Source organism: Streptomyces roseochromogenus subsp. oscitans DS 12.976 (assembly GCF_000497445.1).
Classification (GTDB): domain Bacteria; phylum Actinomycetota; class Actinomycetes; order Streptomycetales; family Streptomycetaceae; genus Streptomyces; species Streptomyces oscitans.
This window is the reverse complement of the sequence record NZ_CM002285.1, coordinates 4914560-4938898: the sequence shown is the minus strand read 5'-3', so window position 1 is coordinate 4938898 and position 24339 is coordinate 4914560. Positions and strand designations below refer to the sequence as shown.

The 24339-nt window shown below is 70.5% G+C and carries 21 protein-coding genes, 4 tRNA genes and 1 pseudogene; 12 read left to right on the top strand and 14 right to left on the bottom strand.

From position 1 onward, the window contains the following. The first annotated feature begins 96 nt into the window (after positions 1 to 96). Positions 97 to 171: transfer RNA gene (locus M878_RS70960), tRNA-Asp, on the top strand. Between the two features lie 268 nt (positions 172 to 439). Then, positions 440 to 631 carry a DUF6274 family protein gene (locus M878_RS70955; RefSeq protein WP_023548952.1) on the top strand — a complete coding sequence of 64 codons (192 nt, stop codon included), beginning with the start codon at positions 440 to 442 and terminating at the stop codon, positions 629 to 631. Positions 632 to 1091: 460 nt separating this feature from the next. On the opposite strand, the gene bldC is transcribed toward M878_RS70955, so the two are convergent. Continuing rightward, positions 1092 to 1298 carry a developmental transcriptional regulator BldC gene (gene bldC, locus M878_RS70950; protein ID WP_003949541.1) on the bottom strand — a complete coding sequence of 69 codons (207 nt, stop codon included), beginning with the start codon at positions 1296 to 1298 and terminating at the stop codon, positions 1092 to 1094. 538 nt (positions 1299 to 1836) lie between these two features. Then, positions 1837 to 2679: a DUF8083 family protein gene (locus M878_RS70945; RefSeq protein ID WP_023548950.1), complete on the bottom strand. Its 843-nt coding sequence runs from the start codon at positions 2677 to 2679 to the stop codon at positions 1837 to 1839. A gap of 225 nt (positions 2680 to 2904) precedes the next feature. Between M878_RS70945 and M878_RS70940 the strand changes: the two genes are divergently transcribed. Together M878_RS70940 and M878_RS70935 are read left to right on the top strand one after the other, a co-directional pair. Continuing rightward, positions 2905 to 4020, top strand: coding sequence for a Leu/Phe/Val dehydrogenase (locus M878_RS70940; protein ID WP_023548948.1), 1116 nt, complete (start codon positions 2905 to 2907; stop codon positions 4018 to 4020). Positions 4021 to 4311: 291 nt separating this feature from the next. After that, entirely contained in the window at positions 4312 to 4569 is a 258-nt protein-coding gene (locus tag M878_RS70935) for a DUF3073 domain-containing protein (RefSeq protein WP_023548946.1), read from the top strand. Between the two features lie 96 nt (positions 4570 to 4665). Here the strand turns inward: M878_RS70935 and purM are convergent, their stop codons facing one another. The 7 genes from purM to purS form a co-directional block, all read right to left on the bottom strand. Next, positions 4666 to 5766 carry a phosphoribosylformylglycinamidine cyclo-ligase gene (gene purM / locus M878_RS70930; RefSeq protein WP_051430107.1) on the bottom strand — a complete coding sequence of 367 codons (1101 nt, stop codon included), beginning with the start codon at positions 5764 to 5766 and terminating at the stop codon, positions 4666 to 4668. Between the two features lie 34 nt (positions 5767 to 5800). Continuing rightward, entirely contained in the window at positions 5801 to 7330 is a 1530-nt protein-coding gene (purF, locus tag M878_RS70925) for an amidophosphoribosyltransferase (RefSeq protein WP_023548942.1), read from the bottom strand. A 271-nt stretch (positions 7331 to 7601) separates the two neighbouring features. Further along, entirely contained in the window at positions 7602 to 8054 is a 453-nt protein-coding gene (locus tag M878_RS70920; RefSeq protein WP_023548940.1) for an META domain-containing protein, read from the bottom strand. Between the two features lie 101 nt (positions 8055 to 8155). After that, positions 8156 to 8953 carry a maleylpyruvate isomerase family mycothiol-dependent enzyme gene (locus tag M878_RS70915; RefSeq protein ID WP_023548938.1) on the bottom strand — a complete coding sequence of 266 codons (798 nt, stop codon included), beginning with the start codon at positions 8951 to 8953 and terminating at the stop codon, positions 8156 to 8158. A 195-nt stretch (positions 8954 to 9148) separates the two neighbouring features. Next, positions 9149 to 11407 carry a phosphoribosylformylglycinamidine synthase subunit PurL gene (purL, locus tag M878_RS70910; protein WP_023548936.1) on the bottom strand — a complete coding sequence of 753 codons (2259 nt, stop codon included), beginning with the start codon at positions 11405 to 11407 and terminating at the stop codon, positions 9149 to 9151. Next, positions 11404 to 12084, bottom strand: a complete 681-nt coding sequence (purQ, locus tag M878_RS70905) for a phosphoribosylformylglycinamidine synthase subunit PurQ (RefSeq protein WP_023548934.1) — start codon at positions 12082 to 12084, stop codon at positions 11404 to 11406. The genes purL and purQ overlap by 4 nt, the downstream gene beginning before the upstream one ends. After that, complete coding sequence (purS, locus tag M878_RS70900) at positions 12081 to 12353, bottom strand: phosphoribosylformylglycinamidine synthase subunit PurS (protein WP_023548933.1); 273 nt, start codon at positions 12351 to 12353, stop codon at positions 12081 to 12083. Before purS ends, purQ begins: the two co-directional genes overlap by 4 nt. Before the next feature lie 321 nt (positions 12354 to 12674). On the opposite strand from purS, the gene M878_RS70895 reads away from it, so the two are divergent. The 8 genes from M878_RS70895 (at position 12675) to M878_RS70860 (ending at position 17610) form a co-directional block, all read left to right on the top strand. Then, positions 12675 to 12992, top strand: a complete 318-nt coding sequence (locus M878_RS70895) for a histone-like nucleoid-structuring protein Lsr2 (RefSeq protein WP_023548931.1) — start codon at positions 12675 to 12677, stop codon at positions 12990 to 12992. Positions 12993 to 13429: 437 nt separating this feature from the next. Beyond that, a tRNA-Gly gene (locus tag M878_RS70890) sits at positions 13430 to 13501 on the top strand. Positions 13502 to 13580: 79 nt separating this feature from the next. Then, positions 13581 to 13656: transfer RNA gene (locus tag M878_RS70885), tRNA-Gly, on the top strand. Between the two features lie 125 nt (positions 13657 to 13781). Then, entirely contained in the window at positions 13782 to 14801 is a 1020-nt protein-coding gene (locus tag M878_RS70880; protein WP_023548929.1) for an ABC transporter ATP-binding protein, read from the top strand. Next, positions 14798 to 15631: an ABC transporter permease gene (locus M878_RS70875; RefSeq protein ID WP_031225416.1), complete on the top strand. Its 834-nt coding sequence runs from the start codon at positions 14798 to 14800 to the stop codon at positions 15629 to 15631. Before M878_RS70880 ends, M878_RS70875 begins: the two co-directional genes overlap by 4 nt. A gap of 24 nt (positions 15632 to 15655) precedes the next feature. Beyond that, positions 15656 to 16900, top strand: coding sequence for a sensor histidine kinase (locus M878_RS70870; RefSeq protein ID WP_023548925.1), 1245 nt, complete (start codon positions 15656 to 15658; stop codon positions 16898 to 16900). Continuing rightward, on the top strand, positions 16897 to 17511 hold the full coding sequence (locus M878_RS70865; RefSeq protein ID WP_023548923.1) for a response regulator transcription factor: 615 nt from the start codon (positions 16897 to 16899) through the stop codon (positions 17509 to 17511). The genes M878_RS70870 and M878_RS70865 overlap by 4 nt, the downstream gene beginning before the upstream one ends. 23 nt (positions 17512 to 17534) lie before the next feature. Then, positions 17535 to 17610 (top strand) — tRNA-Gly (locus M878_RS70860). 33 nt (positions 17611 to 17643) lie between these two features. Here M878_RS70860 and M878_RS70855 read toward each other — a convergent pair. From M878_RS70855 to M878_RS000000101890, 5 genes and pseudogenes are all read right to left on the bottom strand, one after another. Then, positions 17644 to 18543 carry a phosphoribosylaminoimidazolesuccinocarboxamide synthase gene (locus M878_RS70855; protein ID WP_023548921.1) on the bottom strand — a complete coding sequence of 300 codons (900 nt, stop codon included), beginning with the start codon at positions 18541 to 18543 and terminating at the stop codon, positions 17644 to 17646. Positions 18544 to 18726: 183 nt separating this feature from the next. Continuing rightward, the gene (locus tag M878_RS70850; protein WP_023548919.1) at positions 18727 to 20223 is read right to left on the bottom strand and encodes a N,N-dimethylformamidase beta subunit family domain-containing protein; all 1497 of its coding nucleotides are present in this window, start codon (positions 20221 to 20223) and stop codon (positions 18727 to 18729) included. 228 nt (positions 20224 to 20451) lie between these two features. After that, complete coding sequence (locus M878_RS70845; protein ID WP_023548917.1) at positions 20452 to 22386, bottom strand: M48 family metalloprotease; 1935 nt, start codon at positions 22384 to 22386, stop codon at positions 20452 to 20454. A 272-nt stretch (positions 22387 to 22658) separates the two neighbouring features. Next, the gene (gene purD, locus M878_RS70840; protein WP_023548915.1) at positions 22659 to 23927 is read right to left on the bottom strand and encodes a phosphoribosylamine--glycine ligase; all 1269 of its coding nucleotides are present in this window, start codon (positions 23925 to 23927) and stop codon (positions 22659 to 22661) included. A 286-nt stretch (positions 23928 to 24213) separates the two neighbouring features. Then, positions 24214 to 24339, bottom strand: a pseudogene (locus M878_RS000000101890) (DNA polymerase III subunit gamma/tau); the annotation flags it as partial.

The window sequence follows — 24339 nt, the reverse complement described above, 5'->3', positions numbered from 1 at the left end:
TCGCGTGTGCACAGGGGGTGAGTTCGACCAGGCGGCCCCACCTCCTGTACAGTCTCTTCTCGCAGCGCAACGCACCAGCCAAGCGCCGCGAAACCTGGTCCTGTGGAGCAGTTTGGAGTGCTCGCCACCCTGTCAAGGTGGAGGCCGCGGGTTCAAATCCCGTCAGGACCGCATCAGTGAAGGCCCTCATCCCGCCCGGATGGGGGCCTTCAACATGCCTACACAACCGACTCGACCACCCCGTCAAGACGAAGGCCGCGCCCGCGGCGGAGCCGCAAACAGACACAGCAAATCCCGCCAGGACCGCATCAGCGAAGGGCCCCCTCGTGGGGCCCTTCTTCCGTTCCACTGCAGGGTGTCCGTCGTCTTGACGGCGTCACATTCCGTCGGTACCCAAGGACCAGGGCCCGTTCCCCTGGGCGGTCCGCGGAGGTGGGGTATGGCGGCATCGGTCAGGCATGAGACGCGGGCGCTGCTCCGGGCCCATCTGTCGGCCGCCTCGTCCTACCGGCATCTGACCCGCCACTGCCCGATCTGCCATCACCTGCTGCGGCTGGCGATGGACGCCGGCCCGCGAGTCCGGGAGGCGGGCGAGGACGACGTCGAGGACGAAAGTCCCCGCAGCGCGTGACCAACGTCGGCCCCAACAGCCCACCCCACGTGGCACGCTGGAACAGGCCGCTCCTCTAGCGCACACATGCCGCCGGCAACAACCAGCGCGACGTGTGACGGGAGTCACCGCATGAGTTTTTGAAAGGGTGGAACTTACCCCCGCCCTACAACTGGTCAATTTAATATGTGCAATTGCACCCCCCTCGGTGGTCACGCACAGCGGTTCCAGCAGCCCCGCCCAGACTCCGACAAGGCCGCTCACAGAGGCCCACCCCCACCCCGACCAGCGCACAAAAAAGATCGCGCTGGACCCGGCGGAGTCCAGCGCGATCTACGACGCACCCTGTGTCGCTGCCTACAACGTTCTCTTCGGCTTGGGCGTGGGCCCTGTTGGGGCAGGTCCCGCGTCGCTTGGAGCTAGGGTTCCGGGCGCCTCGGCAGATTGGGGGACCAGCCGTTTTGCCCGGTTATGGAGTTGTTCAGGCCTCGCTGCGCTGCTGCGGGATACCCGCGAGCAGAGCGCGGACCTCAGCCTCGCGGTAGCGGCGGTGCCCGCCGAGCGTACGGATGGAAGTGAGCTTGCCGGCCTTCGCCCACCGCGTGACCGTCTTCGGGTCGACGCGGAACATCGTGGCGACCTCAGCCGGGGTCAGCAGCGGCTCGGCATCAGGGGTGCGAGCGGTCATGAGCGGCCTCCTCGGGAGAACCGAACCTTCTCGGTTCTTTCCTCTAAATTCTGCACCTTGACCCGCGTTGCCCGAAATGGTGGACGCGAGTCGAGTCGGTTATAGGACGAACGGCTTGTCCTCGGCACTACAACTACACCATCTGTCCAGCCGCGTCGGCCAAACCGATGGAATTGCCCTCCCAGGTGTTCATCAGCGACGGAAGCCGATGGACCATGCCATAGCGGACAGTCACGCCACTGTGACGATCAGTCACAGGACGATCAGGAGTCACGAGACCCCCCAAAGCGTGCAATACCGAGATTCCGCCCACGATGGATCATAGTTGGACGGAAGGAGCCCTCCCCGGACTCCTTGTCCTATTTTGGCATGAGGGGCGGCAAGAGACGCAAGGGCCGCGTAAGTGCCGTCCATCACCCTTGAGACAAAAGTCCAGATCGGGACCAACGTCCCTTCACGGGGTCAAGTGTCGTAGACCGTACGTCGTTCGACACCGTTCGAGCCGTGACGTACGTCACTTTCCGCCGTTCAGGGAACGTCAGTTCGCGGAACGCCGGTCCCTTACCGCCCGCCAGCGCTCCACGAGCCGCACATAGGTCTCCCCGGCCGCCGCCCCGTCGCCCCGGCGCAGCGCCTCGATGCCGTCGGCCACCTCCGCCGCCGAGTGGTCGCCCTCCAACTCGCCGGCCGGCAGCACATGCACCAGACCGCCGTAGTCCAGTTCCACCAGCGAGCGCGGGTGGAACTCCTCCAGCCAGCGGCCGACGTCCACCAGGCCGTCGATCAGCGGACCCTCCTCGACACTGTCCTTCAGCGTGCGCAGCGCCCGCGCCACCCGCCGCCGGGCCTGCACCATGGGCGTGCGGTAGCGCAGCAGCGGCGGCACGTCGGCGGTGCCCTTCTCGTACCGCCGCTCCTCGTCGGAGACCAGCACGAACCAGTTCAGCGGCACCTGCCAGGTCGCCGTACGGATCCACGGGCGGGCGTCGGGGTTGCGGGCGAGCCAGCGCTCGTAGTCCTGGGCGGCCTGACGGCGTACGACCGGGGGCAGCACCGCGTCCAGGACCGCCGCCGGCAGCTCCTCCGCCAGCTCGTCCAGCGCCTGCCAGCCGCGCAGCCGGGTCCGCCAGGGGCACACACAGACCACGCCGTCGACCTCCAGCACGAAGGCGTCGCCGCTCTCGTGCACCGGCACCGCGACCGGCGGGGTGGGCAGCAAGTCGGCCAGTGAGCGCCGCAGTTCGTCCTGGTAGGAGGGGCGGTCGGGGCGGCGGGCGTAACGCGCCCAGTGGCTGCGCTCCGGCTCCGGGAAGGCGCCCAGCGGCTCGTACACGCGCAGATACGCGGCATAGGGGACGACCACGGAGGACACCTTCGGCACGCCTGCTCCCTCCCCACCGGGCCTGGCTCGAAAACCGCTGCGAGAACCACTGCAAAACCACTGCAAATCGTCCCACGGACATGCGTGCACGAACGGCCCGCGAGAGTGATCCTGAACACTGCACGGATGGTGGTCGGGCCGAGGCTCTACGCTCAGGGCACGGCGCCCCGCCACCCGTACGGGGTCCCGTCCCCACTCGCCGCTATTTACACAGGAGTCACCACAGTGACCGACGTAACCGGCGCACCTGCTGATGTCCTGCACACCCTGTTCCACTCGGACCAGGGAGGACACGAGCAGGTCGTGCTCTGCCAGGATCGCGCCAGCGGCCTCAAGGCCGTGATCGCCATCCACTCCACCGCCCTGGGCCCGGCCCTCGGCGGCACGCGCTTCTACCCGTACGCCACCGAGGCCGAGGCCGTCGCCGACGCCCTCAACCTCGCGCGCGGAATGTCGTACAAGAACGCCATGGCCGGTCTGGACCATGGCGGCGGCAAGGCCGTGATCATCGGCGACCCGGAGCGCGACAAGACCGAGGAACTGCTGCTCGCCTACGGCCGGATGGTCGCCTCGCTCGGCGGGCGCTACGTCACCGCGTGCGACGTCGGCACCTACGTCGCCGACATGGACGTCGTGGCCCGCGAGTGCCGCTGGACCACCGGCCGCTCCCCCGAGAACGGCGGCGCCGGCGACTCCTCCGTGCTCACCGCCTTCGGCGTCTACCAGGGCATGCGCGCCTCCGCCCAGCACCTGTGGGGCGACCCCTCGCTGCGCGGCCGCAAGGTCGGCATCGCGGGCGTCGGCAAGGTCGGCCACCACCTGGTGAAGCATCTGCGCGACGAGGGCGCCGAGGTCGTGATCACGGACGTGCGCGCGGACGCGGTCCAGCGGATCCTCGAGCAGTACCCGGCGGGCGTGACGGCGGTCGCCGACACGGAGGCGCTGATCCGGGGCGCCCATGTCGGCGGTCTCGACATCTACGCCCCCTGCGCGCTCGGCGGCGCCCTGAACGACGACAGCGTGCCGGTGCTCACAGCCAAGGTGGTGTGCGGCGCGGCCAACAACCAGCTCGCGCACCCGGGTGTGGAGAAGGACCTCGCCGATCGCGGCATCCTGTACGCGCCGGACTACGTGGTGAACGCCGGCGGGGTCATCCAGGTGGCCGACGAACTGCACGGGTTCGACTTCGACCGGTGCAAGGCAAAGGCGGCGAAGATCTTCGACACCACGCTGGCCATATTCGCACGTGCGAAGGAAGACGGGATTCCGCCGGCCGCCGCGGCCGACCGGATCGCCGAGCAGCGGATGGCCGAGGCCCGCGCGGGACGCACCGCACACTGAACCGATCGCACACATGAGCGGTACCCGTCGGCGGGAACTTAGAGAGAACTCTCACTTCAACCGGCGGGTCGTTCCCCGATAAGTGGTTAAAATCGCCACTGACCAGCGAGGACAGGGCGCCTCGAAGGTCCTGTGCACACGCGCGTGGTGCGGGCGACGTACCGTATGGGCGCGGGCTCAGGTACCGTGGAAGCCCTACGGACCGGCCTCTCCACGGAGAGTCCGTTCCGGATCATGAACGCGTGTCAGACTCTGGGGCCGTTGAGCCCCTGTCACCGAGGGGGTCGAGCCATGGGGCGCGGCCGGGCCAAGGCCAAGCAGACAAAGGTCGCCCGCCAGCTGAAGTACAACAGCGGTGGGACTGACCTGTCACGTCTGGCCAGTGAACTGGGCGCATCGACTTCGAGCCAGCCGCCGAACGGCGAGCCGTTCGAGGACGATGAGAACGACGAGGACGATCTCTACTCTCGTTACGCCGACCTCTACGAGGACGACGACGAGGAAGAGGACGACAAGGATCCTCACCAACAGCACCGTCGCGGCGCTTGACCTTGCAGTGACCAGGCCGGTCGGTGGCAGAGCCACCGACCGGTTTCTGTGCTGTCCGCACGGTCAGGCGGCGGCGCCTTCAGGTTGAAGGCGCCTTTAGTTTGAATACGTCCCGACCAGCTCGGCGCCGGTCTCCTTCGTGCCCCGGTCCGTGATCTCGCCGGCCACCCATGCCTCGACACCCCGGTCGGCCAGGGTCGCGAGCGCCACCTCGGTGGACTCCGCGGGGACGATCGCCATCATGCCGACGCCCATGTTGAGGGTCTTCTCCAGCTCCAGGCGCTCGACGCTCCCGGTCCGGCCGACCAGGTCGAAGATCGCGCCCGGGGTCCAGGTGGAGCGGTCGACCGTGGCGTGCAGCGCGTCCGGGATCACCCGGGCCAGGTTGGCCGCGAGGCCGCCGCCGGTAATGTGCGAGAACGCGTGCACCTCGGTGGTGCGGGTCAGCGCCAGACAGTCCAGCGAGTAGATCTTGGTGGGCTCCAGCAGTTCCTCACCGAGGCTGCGGCCCAGCTCGGCGACCTCCGCCTCCAGGGCGAGGCCGGCGCGGTCCAGCAGGACGTGCCGGACCAGGGAGTACCCGTTCGAGTGAAGCCCGGAGGACGCCATGGCGATCACCGCGTCACCCTTACGGATGCGATCCGCGCCGAGCAGCCGGTCGGCCTCCACGACGCCCGTACCGGCACCGGCGACGTCGAAGTCGTCCGCGCCCAGCAGACCGGGGTGCTCGGCCGTCTCGCCGCCCACCAGAGCACACCCGGCGAGCACACAGCCCTCCGCGATGCCCTTCACGATGGCCGCGACGCGCTCGGGGTGGACCTTGCCGACACAGATGTAGTCCGTCATGAACAGGGGCTCGGCACCACACACCACGATGTCGTCCATGACCATGGCGACCAGGTCGTGACCGATGGTGTCGTAGACGCCCATACGGCGGGCGATGTCGACCTTGGTGCCGACACCGTCCGTGGCGGAGGCGAGCAGAGGGCGCTCGTAGCGCTTGAGGGCGGAGGCGTCGAAGAGTCCGGCGAAGCCGCCGAGGCCGCCGAGTACCTCGGGGCGCTGGGTCTTCTTCACCCACTCCTTCATCAGCTCTACGGCGCGGTCGCCCGCCTCGATGTCGACACCGGCAGCCGCGTAGGAAGCACCGGTGGAACGGCCCGTCGCCGGAGACGACTGATCAGACACAGCAGACATTGCCTGGGATCTTTCGGGTTGGTTTCTACGAGGCTTACGGGCGACGGATCGCGTCGGCTGCGGCCGTGGCGGCGGGACCGGCGGCCAGCTCGGTCTCCAGCAGCTGCTTGCCGAGCAGCTCGGGGTCCGGCAGCTCCATCGGGTACTCGCCGTCGAAGCAGGCGCGGCACAGGTTCGGCTTGGCGATGGTGGTCGCCTCGATCATGCCGTCGAGGGAGATGTAGGCGAGCGAGTCGGCGCCGAGGCTGGTGCCGATCTCCTCGATGCTCATCCCGTTGGCGATCAGCTCCGCGCGCGTGGCGAAGTCGATGCCGAAGAAGCAGGGCCACTTCACCGGGGGAGAGGAGATCCGGATGTGGACTTCCGCCGCACCGGCCTCGCGCAGCATCCGCACCAGGGCCCGCTGGGTGTTGCCGCGCACGATCGAGTCGTCGACGACGACCAGGCGCTTGCCCTTGATGACTTCCTTCAGCGGGTTCAGCTTCAGGCGGATGCCGAGCTGACGGATGGTCTGCGAGGGCTGGATGAAGGTCCGGCCGACGTAGGCGTTCTTCACCAGGCCCGCGCCGAAGGGGATGCCGGAGGCCTCCGCGTAGCCGATGGCGGCCGGGGTGCCGGACTCCGGGGTGGCTATGACCAGGTCGGCCTCGACCGGGGCCTCCTTGGCGAGCCGACGGCCCATCTCCACACGGGAGAGGTACACGTTCCGGCCGGCGATGTCGGTGTCCGGACGGGCCAGGTACACATACTCGAAGACACAGCCCTTGGGCTTCGCTTCTGCGAATCGGGAGCTGCGCAGGCCGTTCTCGTCGACGGCGATGAACTCGCCCGGCTCGATCTCGCGCACGAAGCTCGCGCCGGTGATGTCCAGGGCAGCGGTCTCGGAGGCGACCACCCAGCCGCGCTCCAGGCGGCCGAGCACCAGCGGGCGGATGCCCTGCGGGTCACGGGCGGCGTAGAGGGTGTGTTCGTCCATGAAGACGAGGGAGAAGGCGCCGCGCACCTTCGGGAGCACCGCGTGGGCGGCCTCCTCGATGGTCAGCGGCTTGCCGTCCGCGTCGACCTGGGCGGCCAGCAGGGCCGTCAGCAGGTCGGTGTCGTTGGTGGCCGCGACCCGGCTGGAACGGCTGTTGTTGTCGTTCGGCAGGTCGGCGACCATCTCGGCGAGCTGAGCCGTGTTGACCAGGTTGCCGTTGTGGCCGAGGGCGATCGAGCCGTGCGCGGTGGCACGGAACGTCGGCTGGGCGTTTTCCCACACGGAGGCGCCGGTGGTCGAGTAGCGGGCGTGTCCGACCGCGATATGACCCTGGAGCGAACCGAGCGAGGTCTCGTCGAAGACCTGGGAGACCAGGCCCATGTCCTTGAAGACGAGGATCTGGGAGCCGTTGCTGACCGCGATTCCCGCGGATTCCTGACCCCGGTGCTGGAGGGCGTAGAGCCCGAAGTACGTGAGCTTTGCGACCTCTTCACCCGGAGCCCAGACGCCGAAGACGCCGCAAGCGTCCTGGGGGCCCTTCTCGCCGGGAAGCAGATCGTGATTGAGTCGACCGTCACCACGTGGCACGCCACCGAGTGTAGGCGAGGTCGACCACTGGTCCGAATTGGGGATACGCGCTCCTGACGGATCGCCTCGTGCCGATCTCTTTGTCGGTTTCCTCGTTTGCACTGGTCAGCCGAGGTGTTTTGGGTTCTGTGGCAGGCACGCGGAGCCCCGGTGCGGCGGTCGCGGGCCGGTTCACGGAGTTCCTGAGTGAGGCGTCGCACACCATTCGGGCGTACGGCGGGTGATCATCCGGGTGCGCGGGCACGTGATCACCCGGGCGAGCCGCACATGATCATTCGGCGTTGCGGCTGAGCTGGATGCGGTCGCCGGCGCCATCGGTGAGCGTCAGCTTCCCGTCGTCGGCCTTGGCGACGAGCGTGCCGGTGGTCAGGGCGCGGGAGAGGGCGCGCTCGAAGGCCATCCGGTCCGGGGCGCAGGCCATCCTGGTCGTGCGCAGGGCACCGAAGGTGATGTGGTCGCCGTGGACCGTGGCCCGGGCGCTGAACTGGTTGCAGCCGAGGTTCCCGGCCGCGGTGCCGTCCTCGCCGATGCGGAGGTGGGCCGCGGCGGGCGCGTGCCGGGTCGTACCGGCGACGGTGAGGCTGTCGACCCGCCAGTCGACGCCGGTCAAGGGCTGTGGGACGCTCACCGATCCACTGTCCGCCTTTCCGGTGCCACAGGCCACCGTGAGCGGGACGAGCGTGGCGGCCACCGTCAGGATCATGCGCTGCTTGTGCCGGTTCATGCCGGTTCGACGGCCCGGCGGTACAGCTGGTTCCGCTACCGGTTCGCCAGGACGATTCGCCACGGCTGGTTCGCTACGACTGGTTCGCTACGACTGGTTCGCTACGACATCAGCGGCAGCAGCCCCCCGATGTCCGCCCGCTCCCCACTGGCGCTCACCTTGGCCTCCTCGACAGCTTCTTTCCAGCTCACGCGCCCTGTGGCGAGCCGGATCCAGGTCAGCGGGTCGGTCTCGACGACGTTGGGCGGGGTGCCGCGGGTGTGCCGGGGCCCCTCGATGCACTGCACGACGGCGTACGGCGGCATGCGCACCTCGGTGGAGCCGCCGGGCGCCTTCGCGGCGAGGGCGTCGGCGAGCAGCCGGGTGGCGGCGGCCAGAGCCTGGCGGTCGTACGGCACCTGAAGGCCGGGTACGGCGGCGTTGAGGTCGTCGGTGTGGACGACGAGTTCGACGGCTCGGGTGACCAGATAGTCGTCCAGGGACATCGCGCCGGCACTCGTCTGGAGAATCCGGGTGCCGGGGTGCTCTTCGAGGTGGGCGCGCAGGGACTGCTCGACCTCCGCGAGATAGGCCTCGGCGTCGGGGTGTTCGGCGGCGAGGTTCCGGGTGAACTCGTCGATGGCGGCGGCGTTGGTCGCGGTGGCGAACGGCCAGTCGAGCAGGACGGCGTCCGCCTTCGGCGGCTCGGGCAGGGCGAGCGCCCGGTGGATCGCGGTGAGCGCCATGCCGATGTGCGCCACGAGGTCGCGTACGGTCCACTCGCCGAGCCGCGTGGGCAGGGCGAGTTGCTCGGGGGTGAGGCCGCGAACGGCCTCCCGGACATTGCCGAACTGGGCGAGGACCGCGGCGCGGGTCTTGGCGGGGTCGTAGCTGCGGGCGCGCTTCTGGGCAGGGGGCATGGCGGTGAGCCTATGCCCTGACCGCGTAGCCCCTCAGGCCCTTTTCCACCAGGCCGACATGTCCCCGGCGGCGCGCTGTGAGGCCACGAAGGCCCGCTCCATCAGCACGCCCGTCTGAGAACCCGGCGGACCGGCGACCGGCACAGGAAACGGCCCCGTCTGTCGAAACAGGCGGGGCCGTCGGCGCCGTAGGGACTACGCCAGCAGCGCCGGGATGGTCTCCTCGTGGGCCTTCCGCAATTCCTCCAGCGTGAGCGCGAACTCGCCCTGGATCTCCACCGCGTCACCGTCGACGACACCGATGCGGGTGACCGGCAGGCCCCGCGCACCGCACATGTCGTTGAAGCGGACCTCCTCCGAGCGCGGCACGGCGACGATCGCGCGGCCGGCCGACTCGGAGAACAGGAAGGTGAACGCGTCCAGCCCGTCCGGTACGACCAGCCGGGCGCCCTTGCCGCCGAGCAGCGCGGACTCCACGACCGCCTGGACCAGGCCGCCGTCGGACAGGTCGTGCGCGGAGTCGATCATGCCGTCGCGGGAGGCGGAGATCAGGATCTCGGCCAGTAGCCGCTCGCGCTCCAGGTCGACCCGCGGAGGCAGGCCGCCGAGGTGGTCGTGGACCACCTGGGACCAGGCCGAGCCGCCGAACTCCTCGCGGGTGTCGCCGAGGAGGTAGATCAGCTGCCCCTCCTCCTGGAAGGCGACCGGTGTGCGGCGGGCCACGTCGTCGATGACGCCCAGGACCGCGACCACCGGCGTCGGGTGGATCGCCGCCTCGCCCGTCTGGTTGTACAGAGACACGTTGCCGCCGGTCACCGGCGTGCCCAGCTGCTGGCAGGCGTCCGCCAGACCACGTACCGCCTCCACGAACTGCCACATCACCGCCGGGTCTTCGGGCGAGCCGAAGTTCAGGCAGTCCGACACCGCGAGCGGCTTGGCACCCGTCGTCGCCACGTTCCGGTAGGCCTCCGCCAGCGCCAGCTGGGCGCCCGCGTACGGGTCCAGCTTGGCGTACCGGCCGTTGCCGTCCGTGGCGATGGCGACGCCGAGGCCACTCGACTCATCGATGCGGATCATGCCCGAGTCCTCGGGCTGGGCCAGCACCGTGTTGCCCTGCACGAAGTGGTCGTACTGCTGGGTGATCCACTTCTTGGAGGCCTGGTTGGGGGAGGCCACCAGCTTCAGGACCTGGTCCCGCAGATCCTCCGAGGTGGCCGGGCGCTCCAGCTTGTTCGCATCGTCGGCCTGGAGGGTGTCCTGCCAGTCCGGGCGGGCGTAGGGACGCTCGTAGACCGGGCCCTCATGGGCCACCGTGCGCGGGTCGACGTCGACGATCTTGCCGCCGTGCCAGTAGATCTCCAGGCGGTCGCCGTCGGTGACCTCGCCGATGACCGTGGCGATGACGTCCCACTTGGCGCAGATCTCCAGGAAGCGGTCGACCTTCTCCGGCTCGACCACCGCGCACATGCGTTCCTGCGACTCGCTCATGAGGATCTCCTCGGGGGAGAGAGTCGAGTCACGCAGAGGGACGTCGTCCAGGGTGACGCGCATGCCGCCGGAGCCGTTCGAGGCCAGCTCGGACGTGGCGCAGGACAGGCCCGCCGCACCCAGGTCCTGGATGCCGACGACCAGCTTCTCCCGGAAGGCCTCCAGGGTGCACTCGATGAGGAGCTTCTCCTGGAAGGGGTCGCCGACCTGGACGGCCGGGCGCTTGGAGGGCTTCGCGTCGTCGAAGGTCTCCGAGGCGAGGATCGAGGCGCCGCCGATGCCGTCGCCGCCGGTCCGGGCGCCGTACAGGATGACCTTGTTGCCCGTGCCGGAAGCCTTGGCGAGGTGGATGTCCTCGTGCCGCATCACGCCGATGGCACCGGCGTTGACCAGCGGGTTTCCCTGGTAGCAGGAGTCGAAGACGACCTCGCCGCCGATGTTGGGCAGGCCCAGGCAGTTGCCGTAGCCACCGATGCCGGCGACCACGCCCGGCAGGACGCGCTTGGTGTCCGGGTGGTCGGCGGCGCCGAAGCGCAGGGGGTCGACCACCGCGACCGGGCGGGCGCCCATCGCGATGATGTCGCGGACGATGCCGCCCACGCCCGTGGCCGCACCCTGGTAGGGCTCGACGTAGGAGGGGTGGTTGTGCGACTCGACCTTGAAGGTCACGGCGTAACCCTGGCCGACGTCGACGACACCCGCGTTCTCACCGATGCCCACCAGCAGCGCGTCGCTCTGCGGCGCCTTCTCGCCGAACTGGCGCAGATGGACCTTGGAGGACTTGTACGAGCAGTGCTCGGACCACATGACCGAGTACATGGCGAGCTCGGCGCCGGTCGGGCGGCGGCCGAGGATCTCCACCACCCGTTCGTACTCGTCCTTCTTCAGACCGAGTTCGGCCCAGGGCAGCTCGACGTCGGGGGTCGCGGCCGCGTGCTCGACCGTGTCCAGAGGCGTCCGGCTCATGCGTTGACCAGCTTCTTGAGGATCGAGGTGAAGAAGGGGAGGCCGTCGGTACGGCCGGTGCCGATGAGCGGCTCGACGGCGTGCTCCGGGTGCGGCATCAGGCCTACGACATTGCCGGCCTCGTTGGTGATGCCGGCGATGTCGCGGAGCGAGCCGTTCGGATTGAAGTCCAGGTACCTGAAGACGACCCGCCCCTCCGCCTCCAGCTTGTCGAGCATGTAAGCGTCGGCGACGTACCGGCCGTCCATGTTCTTCAGCGGGATGTGGATCTCCTGGCCGGCACGGTAGTCACCGGTCCAGGCGGTCTCCGCGTTCTCCACCCGCAGCTTCTGGTCGCGGCAGATGAAGTGAAGGTGGTCGTTGCCGAGCATCGCGCCCGGGAGGAGATGGGCCTCGGTGAGGACCTGGAAGCCGTTGCAGATACCGAGCACCGGAAGGCCGGCCTTCGCCTGCTCGATGACGGTCTCCATCACCGGCGAGAAACGGGAGATGGCACCGGCGCGCAGATAGTCGCCGTAGGAGAAACCGCCGGGCAGGACGACCGCGTCGACCTGGTGGAGGTCCTTGTCCTTGTGCCACAGGGCGACCGGTTCGGCACCGGCGAGACGGATCGCGCGCTGGGTGTCCCGGTCGTCGAGGCTGCCCGGGAAAGTGACGACGCCAATACGTGCGGTCACTTGGCCGCCTCCGCGACTTCCGCCACCTCTTCCACCCTGACGGTGAAGTCCTCGATCACGGTGTTGGCGAGGAAGGATTCCGCAAGGTCGTGGATGCGGGCGAGCGCGGCCTCGTCGACCGGCCCGTCAACTTGAAGTTCGAAACGCTTTCCCTGACGTACGTCGGAGATCCCGTCGAAACCCAGGCGCGGCAGCGCACGCTGGACCGCCTGGCCCTGGGGGTCGAGGATCTCCGGCTTGAGCATGACGTCGACTACGACGCGTGCCACGGGCACTCCCGGTGGTGTGGTGCTGAGCAGGTTCCTGCAGGTGGGTTTCAGACTACCCGCACAAAATTTCTACGCGAGTAGAGTTGGAGGAAACTACGTGAGGCGCATCACGATCAGGTGTCGAAGCCGTAGCGCCATGAAAAGTTCTGGGAAAGTTCGACGGTCCGCCCCGTCCACCTATTGTGTTCGGACACGCGGGCGGATTTAGTCGGGCTTCACTTTGCATTGCCGGGCACTGTACAAATGAATTGGCAATAGCTGATACTCGGCACGTCATCGCCGTGAGCTGTATCGACGTGCCGCACGAAGGGACCGATATTCGTGGCGCAAAAGGTCGTGGTCACTCTCTTTGACGACATCGACGGCTCGGAAGCGGCGGAAACGATCGCCTTCGGACTCGACGGCAAGTCGTACGAGATCGACCTGAACGAAACCAACGCCAAGAAACTGCGCAAGGCGCTCGCGCCCTACGTCGAGGCCGGCCGCAAGCGGTCGCGGTCCGGCAAGGCGTACAAGCAGACCGAGGTCGCCCCCGACCCGGCGGCCGTCCGCGCCTGGGCGCAGGCCAACAAGATGGACGTCCCGGCCCGCGGCCGCATCCCCAAGAAGGTCTACGAGGCCTTCAGCGCCGCGCGGTAAGCCCGCGAAGGGGCAGCTCCCGGGGTCCGTCAGCGACCCTGGGAGCCGTTCACCCGGCTGCGGCCGAGTCGGCGAATCTCCAGACAGCAGACGGCCCTTCGCGCCACTCTGGACCCGCTGGTACGCGAGTCGCGGAGGCACAAGCCCAGCCTTGAGCCGGTGGACCTGGTGATGAACGCCGGTGACCGCACCAGACCGGCCTGGCCGCGATGCCCGGCTGCGGGGCATGGCCAACTGCCTCAGTACCCCTCGGGAGACAGGACGCGTCTGCGCACGCGGGGACGCAAGCCCGGGCGCCGCTCGGGCACTTGGCCAGCGGAACATCCCCAGGGGGCGAGACGCCACGATTCGCCCCCGCCCCATGCGACTTGGACTTCAGCCCCGTCCATGGGCTAGAGTCTGTGACGAGCCGCAGGGCAGATGACCTGCGGAAACACGCGGGTGTAGTTTAGTAGCAGAACAACCCCCTTCCAGGGGGAAGGCGCAGTGTGCAATTCCTGTCACCCGCTCTGGCACCGGTCAGAACCACTGTTGTGGATCAGGTAGGCTGGTGCTCGCACCGATCGGTGGGAGCCGGTCGGGAGCAGTGCGGACGTAGCTCAGTTGGTAGAGCGCAACCTTGCCAAGGTTGAGGTCGCGAGTTCGAGCCTCGTCGTCCGCTCCATGAAAAAGGCCCCGGTCCAGTGGACCGGGGTCTTTTCGTGTGCCCTCCCCTTCTCTGACATTTGTCATGCCGAGCGATGACATCGCGCACTGCCGACCCGCTCCGGCCGCCGGGACGCTTGGTTCATGCACTACGACGAACACGAAGACGTGATTGAGGTCACCGATCTCAGGCGTGTCTACGGGGGCGGGTTCGAGGCCGTACGCGGAATCAGCTTCTCGGTGGCCCGCGGGGAGATCTTCGCCCTGCTCGGCACGAACGGAGCGGGCAAGACGTCGACGGTCGAACTGCTGGAAGGCCTCGCCGCACCCGCCGGGGGCCGGATCCGGATCCTCGGCCACGACCCCTACCGCGAGCGGGCCGCCGTACGGCCCCGCACCGGAGTGATGCTCCAGGAGGGCGGCTTCCCGGCCGAGCTGACCGTCGCCGAGACCGCCCGGATGTGGGCCGGATGCACCAGCGCGGCCCGGCCCGTCGCGAGTGAGCCGAAGGGGCGCGCCGCGACACCGGCTGGAGCGCCCCGGAGGCGAACGAGCCGTAAGACGGCGGACGTACTGGAGCTGGTCGGGCTCGCGGACCGGCACGAGGTGCGGGTCAAGCAGCTGTCCGGCGGCGAGCGGCGCCGGCTCGATCTGGCGCTCGCGCTGCTCGGCGACCCCGAGGTGCTCTTCCTCGACGAGCCGACGACCGGGCTCGACGCGGAAGGCCGCCGGGACACCTGGGAGTTGGTGCGCGCCCTGCGCGACGCGGGCACGACCGTGCTGCTCACCACGCACTGTCTCGAGGAGGCCGAGGGTCTCGCCGACCGGCTCGCCATCCTGCACGAGGGCCGCATCGCCGCCTCCGGGACCCCGGCCGAGGTCACCGCGGGCCGGCCGTCCCGGATGTCCTTCGAACTGCCCGACGGCTACTTCCTCGGCGACCTTCCGCCGCTGGCCGACCTCGGTGCCTGCGGCCACGAGAGCGACGGCAGAGTCGTACGACTGCGGACGAACCAGCTGCAGCGGACCGCGACCGGCGTACTGACCTGGGCCGAGCGGACCGGAGTCGAACTGCGCGGCCTGGACGTGCGCTCCGCCTCCCTGGAGGAGGCGTTCCTGGGAATCGCACGCGAACAGGCACAGGCACCGGGGGTGGTGGCATGAGCGGGGCCGGAGCGGGGGCGCAGAGCCGTGCGGTGAGCGGGGTTCGGGGGGCTGAGCGCGGCGGGGGGACGTCGGCGGGCCGGCGGCTGTGGGCGCTGGGGCGGGCCGAACTCACCCTGCTCGGCCGCAACCGCGGAGTCGTCCTCACCGCGCTGGCCGTGCCGCTCCTGCTGCCGTTCAGCGTGCGGCCGGCCATGGACCAGCTGGATCTGAAGAAGCAGGGGCTGACGCTCGGCACCACCCTGCTGACGGCCGCGATCGGGTTCTCCTTCCTCTTCGCCGTGTACACCTCGCTGGTCAACGCCTTCGTCGCCCGCCGCGAGGAACTCGTCCTCAAGCGGCTGCGCACCGGTGAGCTGTCCGACGCGGAGATCCTCACCGGCACCGCGCTGCCCGCGCTCGTCATCGGACTGGCCCAGGCGCTGGTGCTGTGCGTCGGGTGCGCGGCCCTGCTGCACCTCGGCGCGCCCAGGGCGCCGTATCTGATCCTGCCCGGGCTGGTGGCCGGTTACCTGGTCAGTGCCGCGCTCGCCGCGCTCACCGCGTCCTTCACCCGGACCGTGGAGAGCGCCCAGGTGACCGCGCTGCCGCTGATGTTCCTGTCGATGCTCGGCTCCGGGATCACGTTCCCCACGGAGGTCATGCCGGACAAGCTGGCCGCCGTCTGCGAACTGCTCCCGCTGTCCCCGGCGATCCGGCTCGTCCGCGGCGGCTGGACCGGCCAGTTGAGCGGGTACGAGGCACTGGGCGCCCTGGCGACCGCGTTGGCCTGGACGATCCTGGCCGTGTTTGCTGTACGACGGTGGTTCCGCTGGGAGCCTCGGCGCTGAGGTACGTGAGGTACGGGGGAACACATGGTGGGCCGGATACGGCGGTGGCAGCAGCGGCACTGGGGGGAGCGCAGCAAGGCCGAGCGGGTCGAGCTGACCAGCGTCCTCACCTGGCACTGCTCGATCTGGTTCATCCTGGGCTGCTGGCTGCTGCTGCCGCTGGCCGGCGGGATCGCCCACCGGCCCGTGGCGCTGGTCCTGGGCGCCGTCCTCGTCCTCGTCGGGATCCTTCAGGGTGTCCTCGCGAACCGTCGCACCAGGACCGTGCTCGACCACTACCTCGGACGCGCCGAGCTGCCGGCCGGCACGCATCGCGCACCGGCCGTCCTGCTGGGGCTCGCGCTGGGGCTGATCGTGGCGCTCGCCGCGACGGACGCGGCCACTCCGATGGCGGTCCGGTTCACGATCGGCGGCGTCGTGCTGCCGTTCGGGCTGCTGTACGGGCTCACGGCGCCGGTCGGGGTGTTCCTGCGCCGGTCGGCGGGGTTCACGGTGCTGCTCACGGCGGCCGTCGGGCTCGCCGATCACGACGCCCCCGGCCTGGTGGCGACCGCGGCGATGGCCGTCTTCCAGGCGGTCTTCGCGCTGCTCGCGGGCCGCTGCGGCGCCTGGACGCTCTCCGTGCTGTGGGAGGCGGAGCGGGCCCGTGAGGTGGAGGCCCGGCTCGCCGTCGCCGAGGAGCGGCTGCGGTTCGGCCGGGATCTGCACGACGTGCTGGGCCGGAACCTGTCCGTGATCTCGCTCAAGAGCGAGCTGGCGGTGCAACTGGCCCGGCGCGGGCGGCCGGAGGCCGTGGAGCAGATGATCGAGGTGCAGCGCATCGCACAGGACTCCCAGCGCGAGGTGCGGGCCGTCGTACGCGGCTACCGGGAGGCCGACCTCGGGGCCGAACTCACCGGCGCACAGGGCGTGTTGACGGCCGCCGGGATCGCGTGCGAGGTCAGCGCGGAGACCGCGGGGCTGCCCGCCGACGTGCAGTCCGCGCTCGGCTGGGTGGTGCGCGAGGCCACCACCAATGTGCTGCGGCACGGGGACGCCGGACGCTGCGCGCTGTGTCTGAGGGTGCTTGAGGGGCGCGTGGTGCTGACGGTGGAGAACGACGGCGTGTCCGGAACGCCCGACGGGGGTGGGGGTTCCGGGCTCGCCGGGCTGCGGGAGCGGCTGGCCGTCGTGGCCGGGACGCTGGAGGCGGGAGCCGTCGCCGGTGACCGGTTCCGGCTGGTGGCCGAGGTGCCGCTGAGGGAGAAAGTGAGTGAAGTCACATCATGAGCACTCCGGTACGGCTGTTGCTCGCCGACGACGAGCATCTGATCCGGGGCGCGCTGGCCGCGCTGCTCTCACTGGAGGACGATCTCCTCGTCGTCGCCGAGGCGGCCAGCGGGCCCGAGGCGCTGGCGATGGCGCGGGCCCATGAACCCGATGTGGCCGTACTGGATCTCCAGATGCCCGGGGCCGACGGTGTGAAGGTCGCCACAACCCTGCGCGCCGAACTGCCCGGCTGCCAGGTGCTGATCGTCACCGGTCACGGGCGGCCCGGCCATCTGAAACGGGCGCTCGCAGCCGGTGTGCGCGGGTTCGTCCCGAAGACCGTCAGCGCCCAGCGGCTCGCCGAGATCATCCGTACCGTGCACGCCGGAAACCGTTACGTCGACCCGGAGTTGGCCGCCGACGCGATCTCCGCCGGGGACTCCCCGCTGACCGCGCGGGAGGCCGAGGTGCTGGAGCTGGCGGGCGACGGGGCGCCGGTCACGGAGATCGCCGAACGGGCCGCGCTGTCGCCGGGGACCGTGCGGAACTACCTGTCGTCAGCCGTCACGAAGCTCGGCGCCGAGAACCGTCATGCGGCGGTGCGTCTCGCTCGCGAGCGAGGTTGGGTATAGTTGCTCTCGCGCCACGGCGCAATGCGGACGTAGCTCAGTTGGTAGAGCGCAACCTTGCCAAGGTTGAGGTCGCGAGTTCGAGCCTCGTCGTCCGCTCCAGTAAGGCCCCCGGTTCCCCGGGGGCCTTTTGCGTTACGCCCAGCTCAGACCCGTCAGACGCTCGTACGCCTCCACGTACTTCTGCCGGGTCTGCTCGACGACCTCGTCCGGCAGCGCCGGCGGGGGCTGCTCGCTCTTCCTGTCCCAGCCGGACTCGGCGGAGGTCAGCCAGTTCCGGACGAACTGCTTGTCGTACGACGGCTGGGCGCGGCCCGGCTCCCACAGGTCGGCCGGCCAGAAACGGGAGGAGTCCGGGGTGAGGACCTCGTCGGCGAGGACGAGCGTGTCCCCGTCGAAGCCGAACTCGAACTTGGTGTCGGCCAGGATGATCCCCCGGTCCCGGGCGATGCCCCGGGCGCGCGCGTACACGGCGAGGGTGGCCTGGCGCAGCTGGGCGGCGGTCTCGGCGCCCACCTGGCGGGCGACCTCCTCGTAGGAGACGTTCTCGTCGTGCTCGCCGACCTCGGCCTTGGTGGCCGGGGTGAAGATCGGGGCGGGGAGTTCCGAGCCGTCGACGAGGCCTTCGGGTAGGGCGAGGCCGCAGACCGTCCGGGACTCGTTGTACTCCAGCAGGCCCGAGCCGGTGAGATAGCCGCGCGCCACGCACTCGACCGGGACCATCTTCAGGGACCTGCAGATCAGCGTGCGGCCCGCCCAGTCGGCGGGGGCGCCCTCCGGGACCTCGGTGCTGATGACGTGGTTCGGGACCAGATCCCGCAGCTGGTCGAACCACCAGAGGGAGAGCTGGGTGAGGACGCGGCCCTTGTCGGGGATCTCCGTGGGCAGCACCCAGTCGTAGGCGGACATACGGTCGCTGGCGACCATCACGAGGTCGCCCGCCTCGTTCTGGTACAGCTCGCGCACCTTTCCGGTGTGCAGGTGCACCAGGCCCGGAACCTGGATCGGCTCGGGCTTTTCTACGAATCCGGACACGGTTCCTCCCCGTGGTTCTGTCCAAGTGCCTCGATTCTCCCGTATGCGGTGGTCCACTGCGGCCGGGGGGTAGGTCGCGGGCGGCGCAGGCATCGGCCGTGGGCCGTTCAGGGATCGGGCGGGCGGCCGTGCGGGGGGAGGGCGAGCGGGCCGTGCGGGGATTGCTCGCGGTCTGCTCGGGGCTCAGTCGCGTTTGCAGATGCGGTCCAGCAGGTTCGCCGTGGCGCGCTGGATGCGGGGGTCCACATGGCCTGGGCGGTCCAGGGCCGGGGACCAGGCGAAGGTGCCGGAGGCGAAGACCCAGGCACCGGAGGGGGCGCGATAGAGCGAGGTCTCCTGGTGGCGGAGGGCGCCCTCGGTGTCGGTGTAGGGGGAGTGGGCGAGCAGGATGCGCTCCTCGTGCGCGGGCAGCGCGGTGCGCGGGAAGTACCGGTCGGCCTCGCCGGCGACCAGGCCCGCGATCGCGTCGCCCTCGTGCGCGCCGGTCGCCTCCCACAGCCAGTGGCCGCCGTTGCGGACGATCAGCGGGTGCGGTTCGGGTACCCGGCCGGCGTACTGGATGCCGACCAGCTGTTGCTCGGGCCGGTCGATCTCGCGCCACAGCACCGGCTTTCCCGGGCCCTTGCGCTTGCGGCAGGTCAGCAGCCGGTCCGGGACGCCGGACGGGGACGGGCCCAGATCCACCTGCCAGTACATGGTGTTGGCGGAGAGGAAGACCAGCGAGGTGCCGCGGTCGCGGGCGTCCTCGACGGCCCGGCGCATCGGCACCGACCAGTACTCGTCGTGGCCGGGGAAGACCAGGCCCCGGTAGCGGCCCGGATCGACCCGGCCGGCGTGCAGATCGCGGGCGTCGGCATAGGCGAGGTCGTAGCCGTAGCGCTCGGCCCAGCGGATGAAGTCGTAGGCGTGGCCGACATGCAGGGGCAGGCCCGCGCCCGCGTAGGGGCGGTCGAAGGAGACCGTGGTGGCCGCGTCGGCCTCGCCGAGCAGCCGGCCCTTCTCGTCCCAGGCGTGATAGAGGCTGGCGCCGGTACGGCCGTCCTCCGGATACAGGTTGTACGCCTGCCAGGTGATGTCCGGCAGCAGCAGGAGCAGGTCGGCGGGGTGGTCGTCGCGGACCGTGAACGGCACATGGGAGCGGTAGCCGTCGGCCGTGGTGAGGACGGCCACATAGGCGCCGATGCGCCAGTGCGGGGGCACCTGCAACCGCCAGGACAGCCACCAGTGGTGGCAGGAGACCGTACGGTCGGCGGCGAGCGGCGGGGGCTGGACGATGCCGGACAGGCGCGGACTGGTGGTGATCTGGGCGGCGCCGTCGCCGCCGTAGTGGCCGATGCGGTAGATGTCGACGCTGAACTCCTGGGGCGGGTCGACCGTGATGTGGAAGTCGATCGCCTGGCCCGGCGCGACCGCGCCGGTGGAGGTGAAGCCCTTGATCTGGCGGTGCACGTCGTCCGCCGAGCGTGGTCCGGTGCCGCCCGAACGCTGCGCGGGCACCCGGCGCCTGTCGTCGGCGAGCCGCTGCGGGCTCGGGTCGACGTACCAGGGCACGACATGACCGGTGTCGTCGAAGTACGTCTCACTGCCGCGCAGCCAGGGCACCGGGCCCTGGCCGAAGGGGTCGGTGACGGCGTGTGCGAGCGCTCCGGACTCCCAGCGGCGAATGTGGTCCGAGGCCATGGTCGCTCCCCTCCCTCAGCCCCCGTGTCGTCCTGTCTCGGTGGTGCTCACGGTGCTCGGTAGTGCTCGCTGTGCTCAGTGGTACACGCGGTGCTCGCAGTGCTCGGCAGTACTGTCGTATGTCGCACGCCTTTGCCAGGTGCGTGGTCGCTCCCAGCACATCACATAACGCACGGGCTCGGTCACTAGTCGTTGCGAATTGACCTGAAGTGGAAGACCGAGCTCCCGTTAGACGAGCCGTACCGGCTTCTCGGGACGTATCCCGGAGGCGGCCAGCCAGTCCCGCAGCGGGCCCGGATCTCCCTCCTCGATCAGGCTGAGCACCTTGGGCGTGAGGTCGGCGGCGCGCTCACCGTCGAGCAGCAGGGAGGGGCCGTCCAGCCAGTCCAGGGCGGGGACCGCCCCTGCCGTGTCCACGGCCGCACAGCACACCATCGCCGTGACGTGCTCGGTGAGCAGGTCGCGGGCGGTGCGAGGGGGCTGCAGCGGGAAGAGCGGGAGTCCTCCGTCGTCCCACAGGGCGGTCTCGGGGCTCTGGCCGGCGGCCGTCGCACCGGCCCTCGGCGCACTGGCCTCCTCACGGGCCAGCTCGGCGCTCAGGCCCGCGGCGAGGGCGGCGCTGCGCTCGGTGCCGGGGTCGTCTTCGGCCGGTTCCGCCTCGGCCTCGCGTATTGCCTGCGGCGCTTCGGCGCGGGAGGCGTCCGCCTCGGCTTCGCCTTCGGCGGGGATTGCGTTCCCACCCGGGATTGCGTTCCCACCCGGCCCACCCGTACCCCTTTCGTCGCCGCGTGCGGGCGGCCCCTGTGGGGTGTCCTCGCCGTCGGCGGCTTGCCGGTGGTCCTGCGGGGCTTTCGGTGCTGCTGCCTCTGCTGCTTCTGTCTCGGGCTCGGTGAGGTGGTCCAGGACTCGGGCCAGGGTGGGGCCGCCCGGTTCGGGGGCCGACGGGTCGAGGGAGGGGCGGACGCCGAGGGAGTCCAGGACGCGGTGCAGGCGGGCCGCGCCGGCGCGCCAGGTGCGGTCCACGACCTCTTCCGGATACGCCTGCCAGTCCACCGGCGCCCAGTCCGGGCCGGACTCCGCGGGGCCGCCGTGGAAGAGGCGCGCTGCGAGCAGCGAGGCGGCTTCGTCCACCGCGCCGGGCTCCTCCAGCAGGTCACAGGCAGGGCGCTCGCCGAGCCGTGAGGTGAAGCCCTCGGCCAGGCGGTCGCGCCGGGACAGCTCGGTGAGCGCCGCCACCACGCCCGCGTCCAGCCGGGCGGGCCAGCGGCCCATGCGCCAGGCGGGCAGCGCGACCCTGGTCAGCAGCCGGTCCCAGCCGGCGTAGGCGAGGCCGACCTGCTCCTGGGCGACGATCCTGAGGCCGTAGTCCACGGCCTGGGCCCGCTCGGCCGCCGCCGCGGCGACCCCGCGCTCCATCTGCGTCGCGTGCTCCCGGCAGCCGCGCAGCAGCAGCCGGACCACCCAGCCGAGGGCCGCGCACCCGCCGCGGGTCAGCGCAGAGCGGCCCGGTGCCGAGGCGACCGCGACCGCCGCGTCCAGGCCCCGTACGAAGCGCCGGGCGGCGGCTATGTCCGGGTGCGCCGAAGGGCCCGTACCGGCGATGACCGGGGCGAGGACCGCGCGCAGCTCCCCGACCCGCATCCACCACAGGAACGGGGAGCCGATGACGAGCACCGGCGCGACGGGGACGCGGCGGCGGCCGGGGCCTGCTATCTCGTCCTCGCCGGGCTCGGGGCGCTGGGGCGGGCCATGGGCCGCATGCGTGCGGTCCTCCAGCCAGCTGTCGCAGTCCGGGGTGAGCGCTATGGCCGAGGGCGCCGGCACGTCCAGCCGGTCGGCGAGGTCGCGCACCATCCGGTACAGGTCCGGGGCGGATTCCTCGGGGACCGGCACCGTCGGGACGACGGCGGGGCGGGCCCGGGCCACGACCAGGGCGACACCGGCCGCGGCCAGCAGCACCAGCACGGCGAGCACGCCCACGGCCCAGCGGGCCGTGTCCCAGCCCCGGCCGACGAAGTGGCCGGTGGAACCCCCGGCCAGCAGGATCACCGCGGCAGCCGCGGGCAGCAGGGCCACAGCCAGCGCCCGGCCCCGGACCCGCAGTACGGCAAGCGCCCGGGAGCGCGCGGCCTGCGCGCCCGCCTCTGCTCCGATTCCGCTCACGTCCCGCCCTCACCCCCTCGCCGCCGAAGCCGTGCTGTCCTGGTGGTGCTCACTCCCCCACTGTGGCACCCGCCACTGACATCGCAATGCCGGTGGGCCAAGTGCCGGAACGCTTGCGCGGCACCCTAGTTGGGGCCCCGGCCCCCGTCAGCCGTATGGCTGATTGCTCACTCGATGGAATGGCTTTGGTCAGAGGTGGGTGACAGACAGCAAAGATCAGGCCCCGGATTCGGAGGTCCGGGGCCTGGATCACTGGATCAGGAGAGGTCGGGTCAGGCGGTTGCCGCCTGCGCGGCCTGCGCTGCCTTCGCGGCGATGTCGGTGCGGTGCTGGGAGCCGTCCAGCCGGATCCGGCCCACCGCCCGGTACGCCCGCTCGCGCGCCTCGGTCAGGTCCTCGCCGGTGGCCGTGACGGACAGCACCCGCCCGCCCGCGCTGACGACCGCGTCGCCGTCCCGCTTCGTCCCCGCGTGCAGGACGTACGCGTGCGGGGCGTCCTCGGCGGCCACCTCGTCCAGACCGGTGATGGGGTCACCGGTGCGGGGGGTGCCGGGGTAGTTGTGCGAGGCGACGACCACGGTGACGGCCGCGTCCTCGCTCCAGCGCAGGGGCGGCAGATCGGCGAGAGTGCCGTTCGCTGCGGCGAGCAGGACACCGGCCAGTGGGGTCTTCAGCCGGGCCAGTACGACCTGGGTCTCCGGGTCGCCGAAGCGAGCGTTGAACTCGATCACCCGGACACCGCGGCTGGTGATCGCCAGACCGGCGTAGAGCAGACCGGAGAAGGGGGCGCCGCGCCGGTGCAGCTCGTCGACGGTCGGCTGCAGGACCGTCTCCAGTACCTCCTCGACCAGCTTCGGCTCGGCCCACGGCAGCGGCGAGTAGGCGCCCATGCCGCCGGTGTTCGGGCCCTCGTCGCCGTCCAGGGCGCGCTTGAAGTCCTGGGCGGGCTGGAGCGGTACGACCGTCTCCCCGTCGGTGATCGCGAAGAGGGACACCTCGGGGCCGTCCAGGAACTCCTCGATGACCACCCGGTCACAGCCGGCGGCGTGCGCCTTGGCGGCTTCCAGGTCATCGGTGACTACGACACCCTTGCCGGCGGCGAGGCCGTCGTCCTTGACGACGAAGGGGGCGCCGAAGGCGTCGAGGGCCTCGGCGACCTCCTCTGCCGTCGTGCACACGTAGGAGCGGGCGGTCGGCACCCCGGCCGCCGCCATGACGTCCTTGGCGAAGGCCTTGGAGCCCTCCAGCCGCGCGGCCTCCCGCGACGGGCCGAACACCGGGATGCCCGCGGCACGGACGGCGTCGGCCACACCGGCGACCAGCGGGGCTTCCGGGCCTACGACGACCAGGCCGGCGCCGAGGCCTGCGGCCAGCTCGGCCACCGCCTCGCCGTCGAGCGCGTCGACCGGGTGCAGCTCGGCGACCTCGGCGATGCCGGCATTGCCGGGGGCGCAGTGCAGCGCGGTGACGTCGGGGTCGAGGGACAGGGAGCGGCACAGGGCGTGTTCGCGGGCGCCGCTGCCGATGACGAGGACCTTCACGGGGGTCAGCCTAATGGCAAGGTTGCCGAAGGTTGGGGGCCGGGCTTATTGGGCTTTCCTCCAAGGGCACCGAGCGCTGATGTGACCGTCCCTGGGGACTCCGCCCCCAGACCCCCAGCTCTCGCCGTTGGTCGACCGCACATGCGCCGCCCCGGACTCAGTCCAGCCGCTCACGCGCGCCCCGGCCCGGTCGGCCGCAGGCGCCCACGGCTAGGGGCGGCTTCACGTTGCAGCGTCTCGGTCGGCCACGCGTACCCACGGCCCGATCGGCTGTTCATTTACTCGTTTACTCGTTCGAGAACTCCTCCACCACCGTCGCGCCCAGCTCCCGCACGATCAGTTCGTGGCCGGAGAGGGCCGACTCGTCCAGGTCCGGGTCGTCGTCCTCGGGGATGTCGTCCTCGGGGGGCGG

Excerpts from the sequence above, each read along its gene's own strand:
- M878_RS70955 (WP_023548952.1), top strand. The coding sequence starts at position 440 with ATGGCGGCATCGGTCAGGCATGAGACGCGGGCGCTGCTCCGGGCCCAT.
- bldC (WP_003949541.1), bottom strand. The coding sequence starts at position 1,298 with ATGACCGCTCGCACCCCTGATGCCGAGCCGCTGCTGACCCCGGCTGAG.
- purM (WP_051430107.1), bottom strand. The coding sequence starts at position 5,766 with ATGTCTGCTGTGTCTGATCAGTCGTCTCCGGCGACGGGCCGTTCCACC.
- M878_RS70865 (WP_023548923.1), top strand. The coding sequence starts at position 16,897 with ATGAGCACTCCGGTACGGCTGTTGCTCGCCGACGACGAGCATCTGATC.
- M878_RS70880 (WP_023548929.1), top strand. The coding sequence starts at position 13,782 with ATGCACTACGACGAACACGAAGACGTGATTGAGGTCACCGATCTCAGG.
- M878_RS70875 (WP_031225416.1), top strand. The coding sequence starts at position 14,798 with ATGAGCGGGGCCGGAGCGGGGGCGCAGAGCCGTGCGGTGAGCGGGGTT.
- M878_RS70935 (WP_023548946.1), top strand. The coding sequence starts at position 4,312 with ATGGGGCGCGGCCGGGCCAAGGCCAAGCAGACAAAGGTCGCCCGCCAG.
- M878_RS70870 (WP_023548925.1), top strand. The coding sequence starts at position 15,656 with ATGGTGGGCCGGATACGGCGGTGGCAGCAGCGGCACTGGGGGGAGCGC.
- purL (WP_023548936.1), bottom strand. The coding sequence starts at position 11,407 with ATGAGCCGGACGCCTCTGGACACGGTCGAGCACGCGGCCGCGACCCCC.
- M878_RS70920 (WP_023548940.1), bottom strand. The coding sequence starts at position 8,054 with ATGAACCGGCACAAGCAGCGCATGATCCTGACGGTGGCCGCCACGCTC.
- M878_RS70915 (WP_023548938.1), bottom strand. The coding sequence starts at position 8,953 with ATGCCCCCTGCCCAGAAGCGCGCCCGCAGCTACGACCCCGCCAAGACC.
- M878_RS70850 (WP_023548919.1), bottom strand. The coding sequence starts at position 20,223 with ATGGCCTCGGACCACATTCGCCGCTGGGAGTCCGGAGCGCTCGCACAC.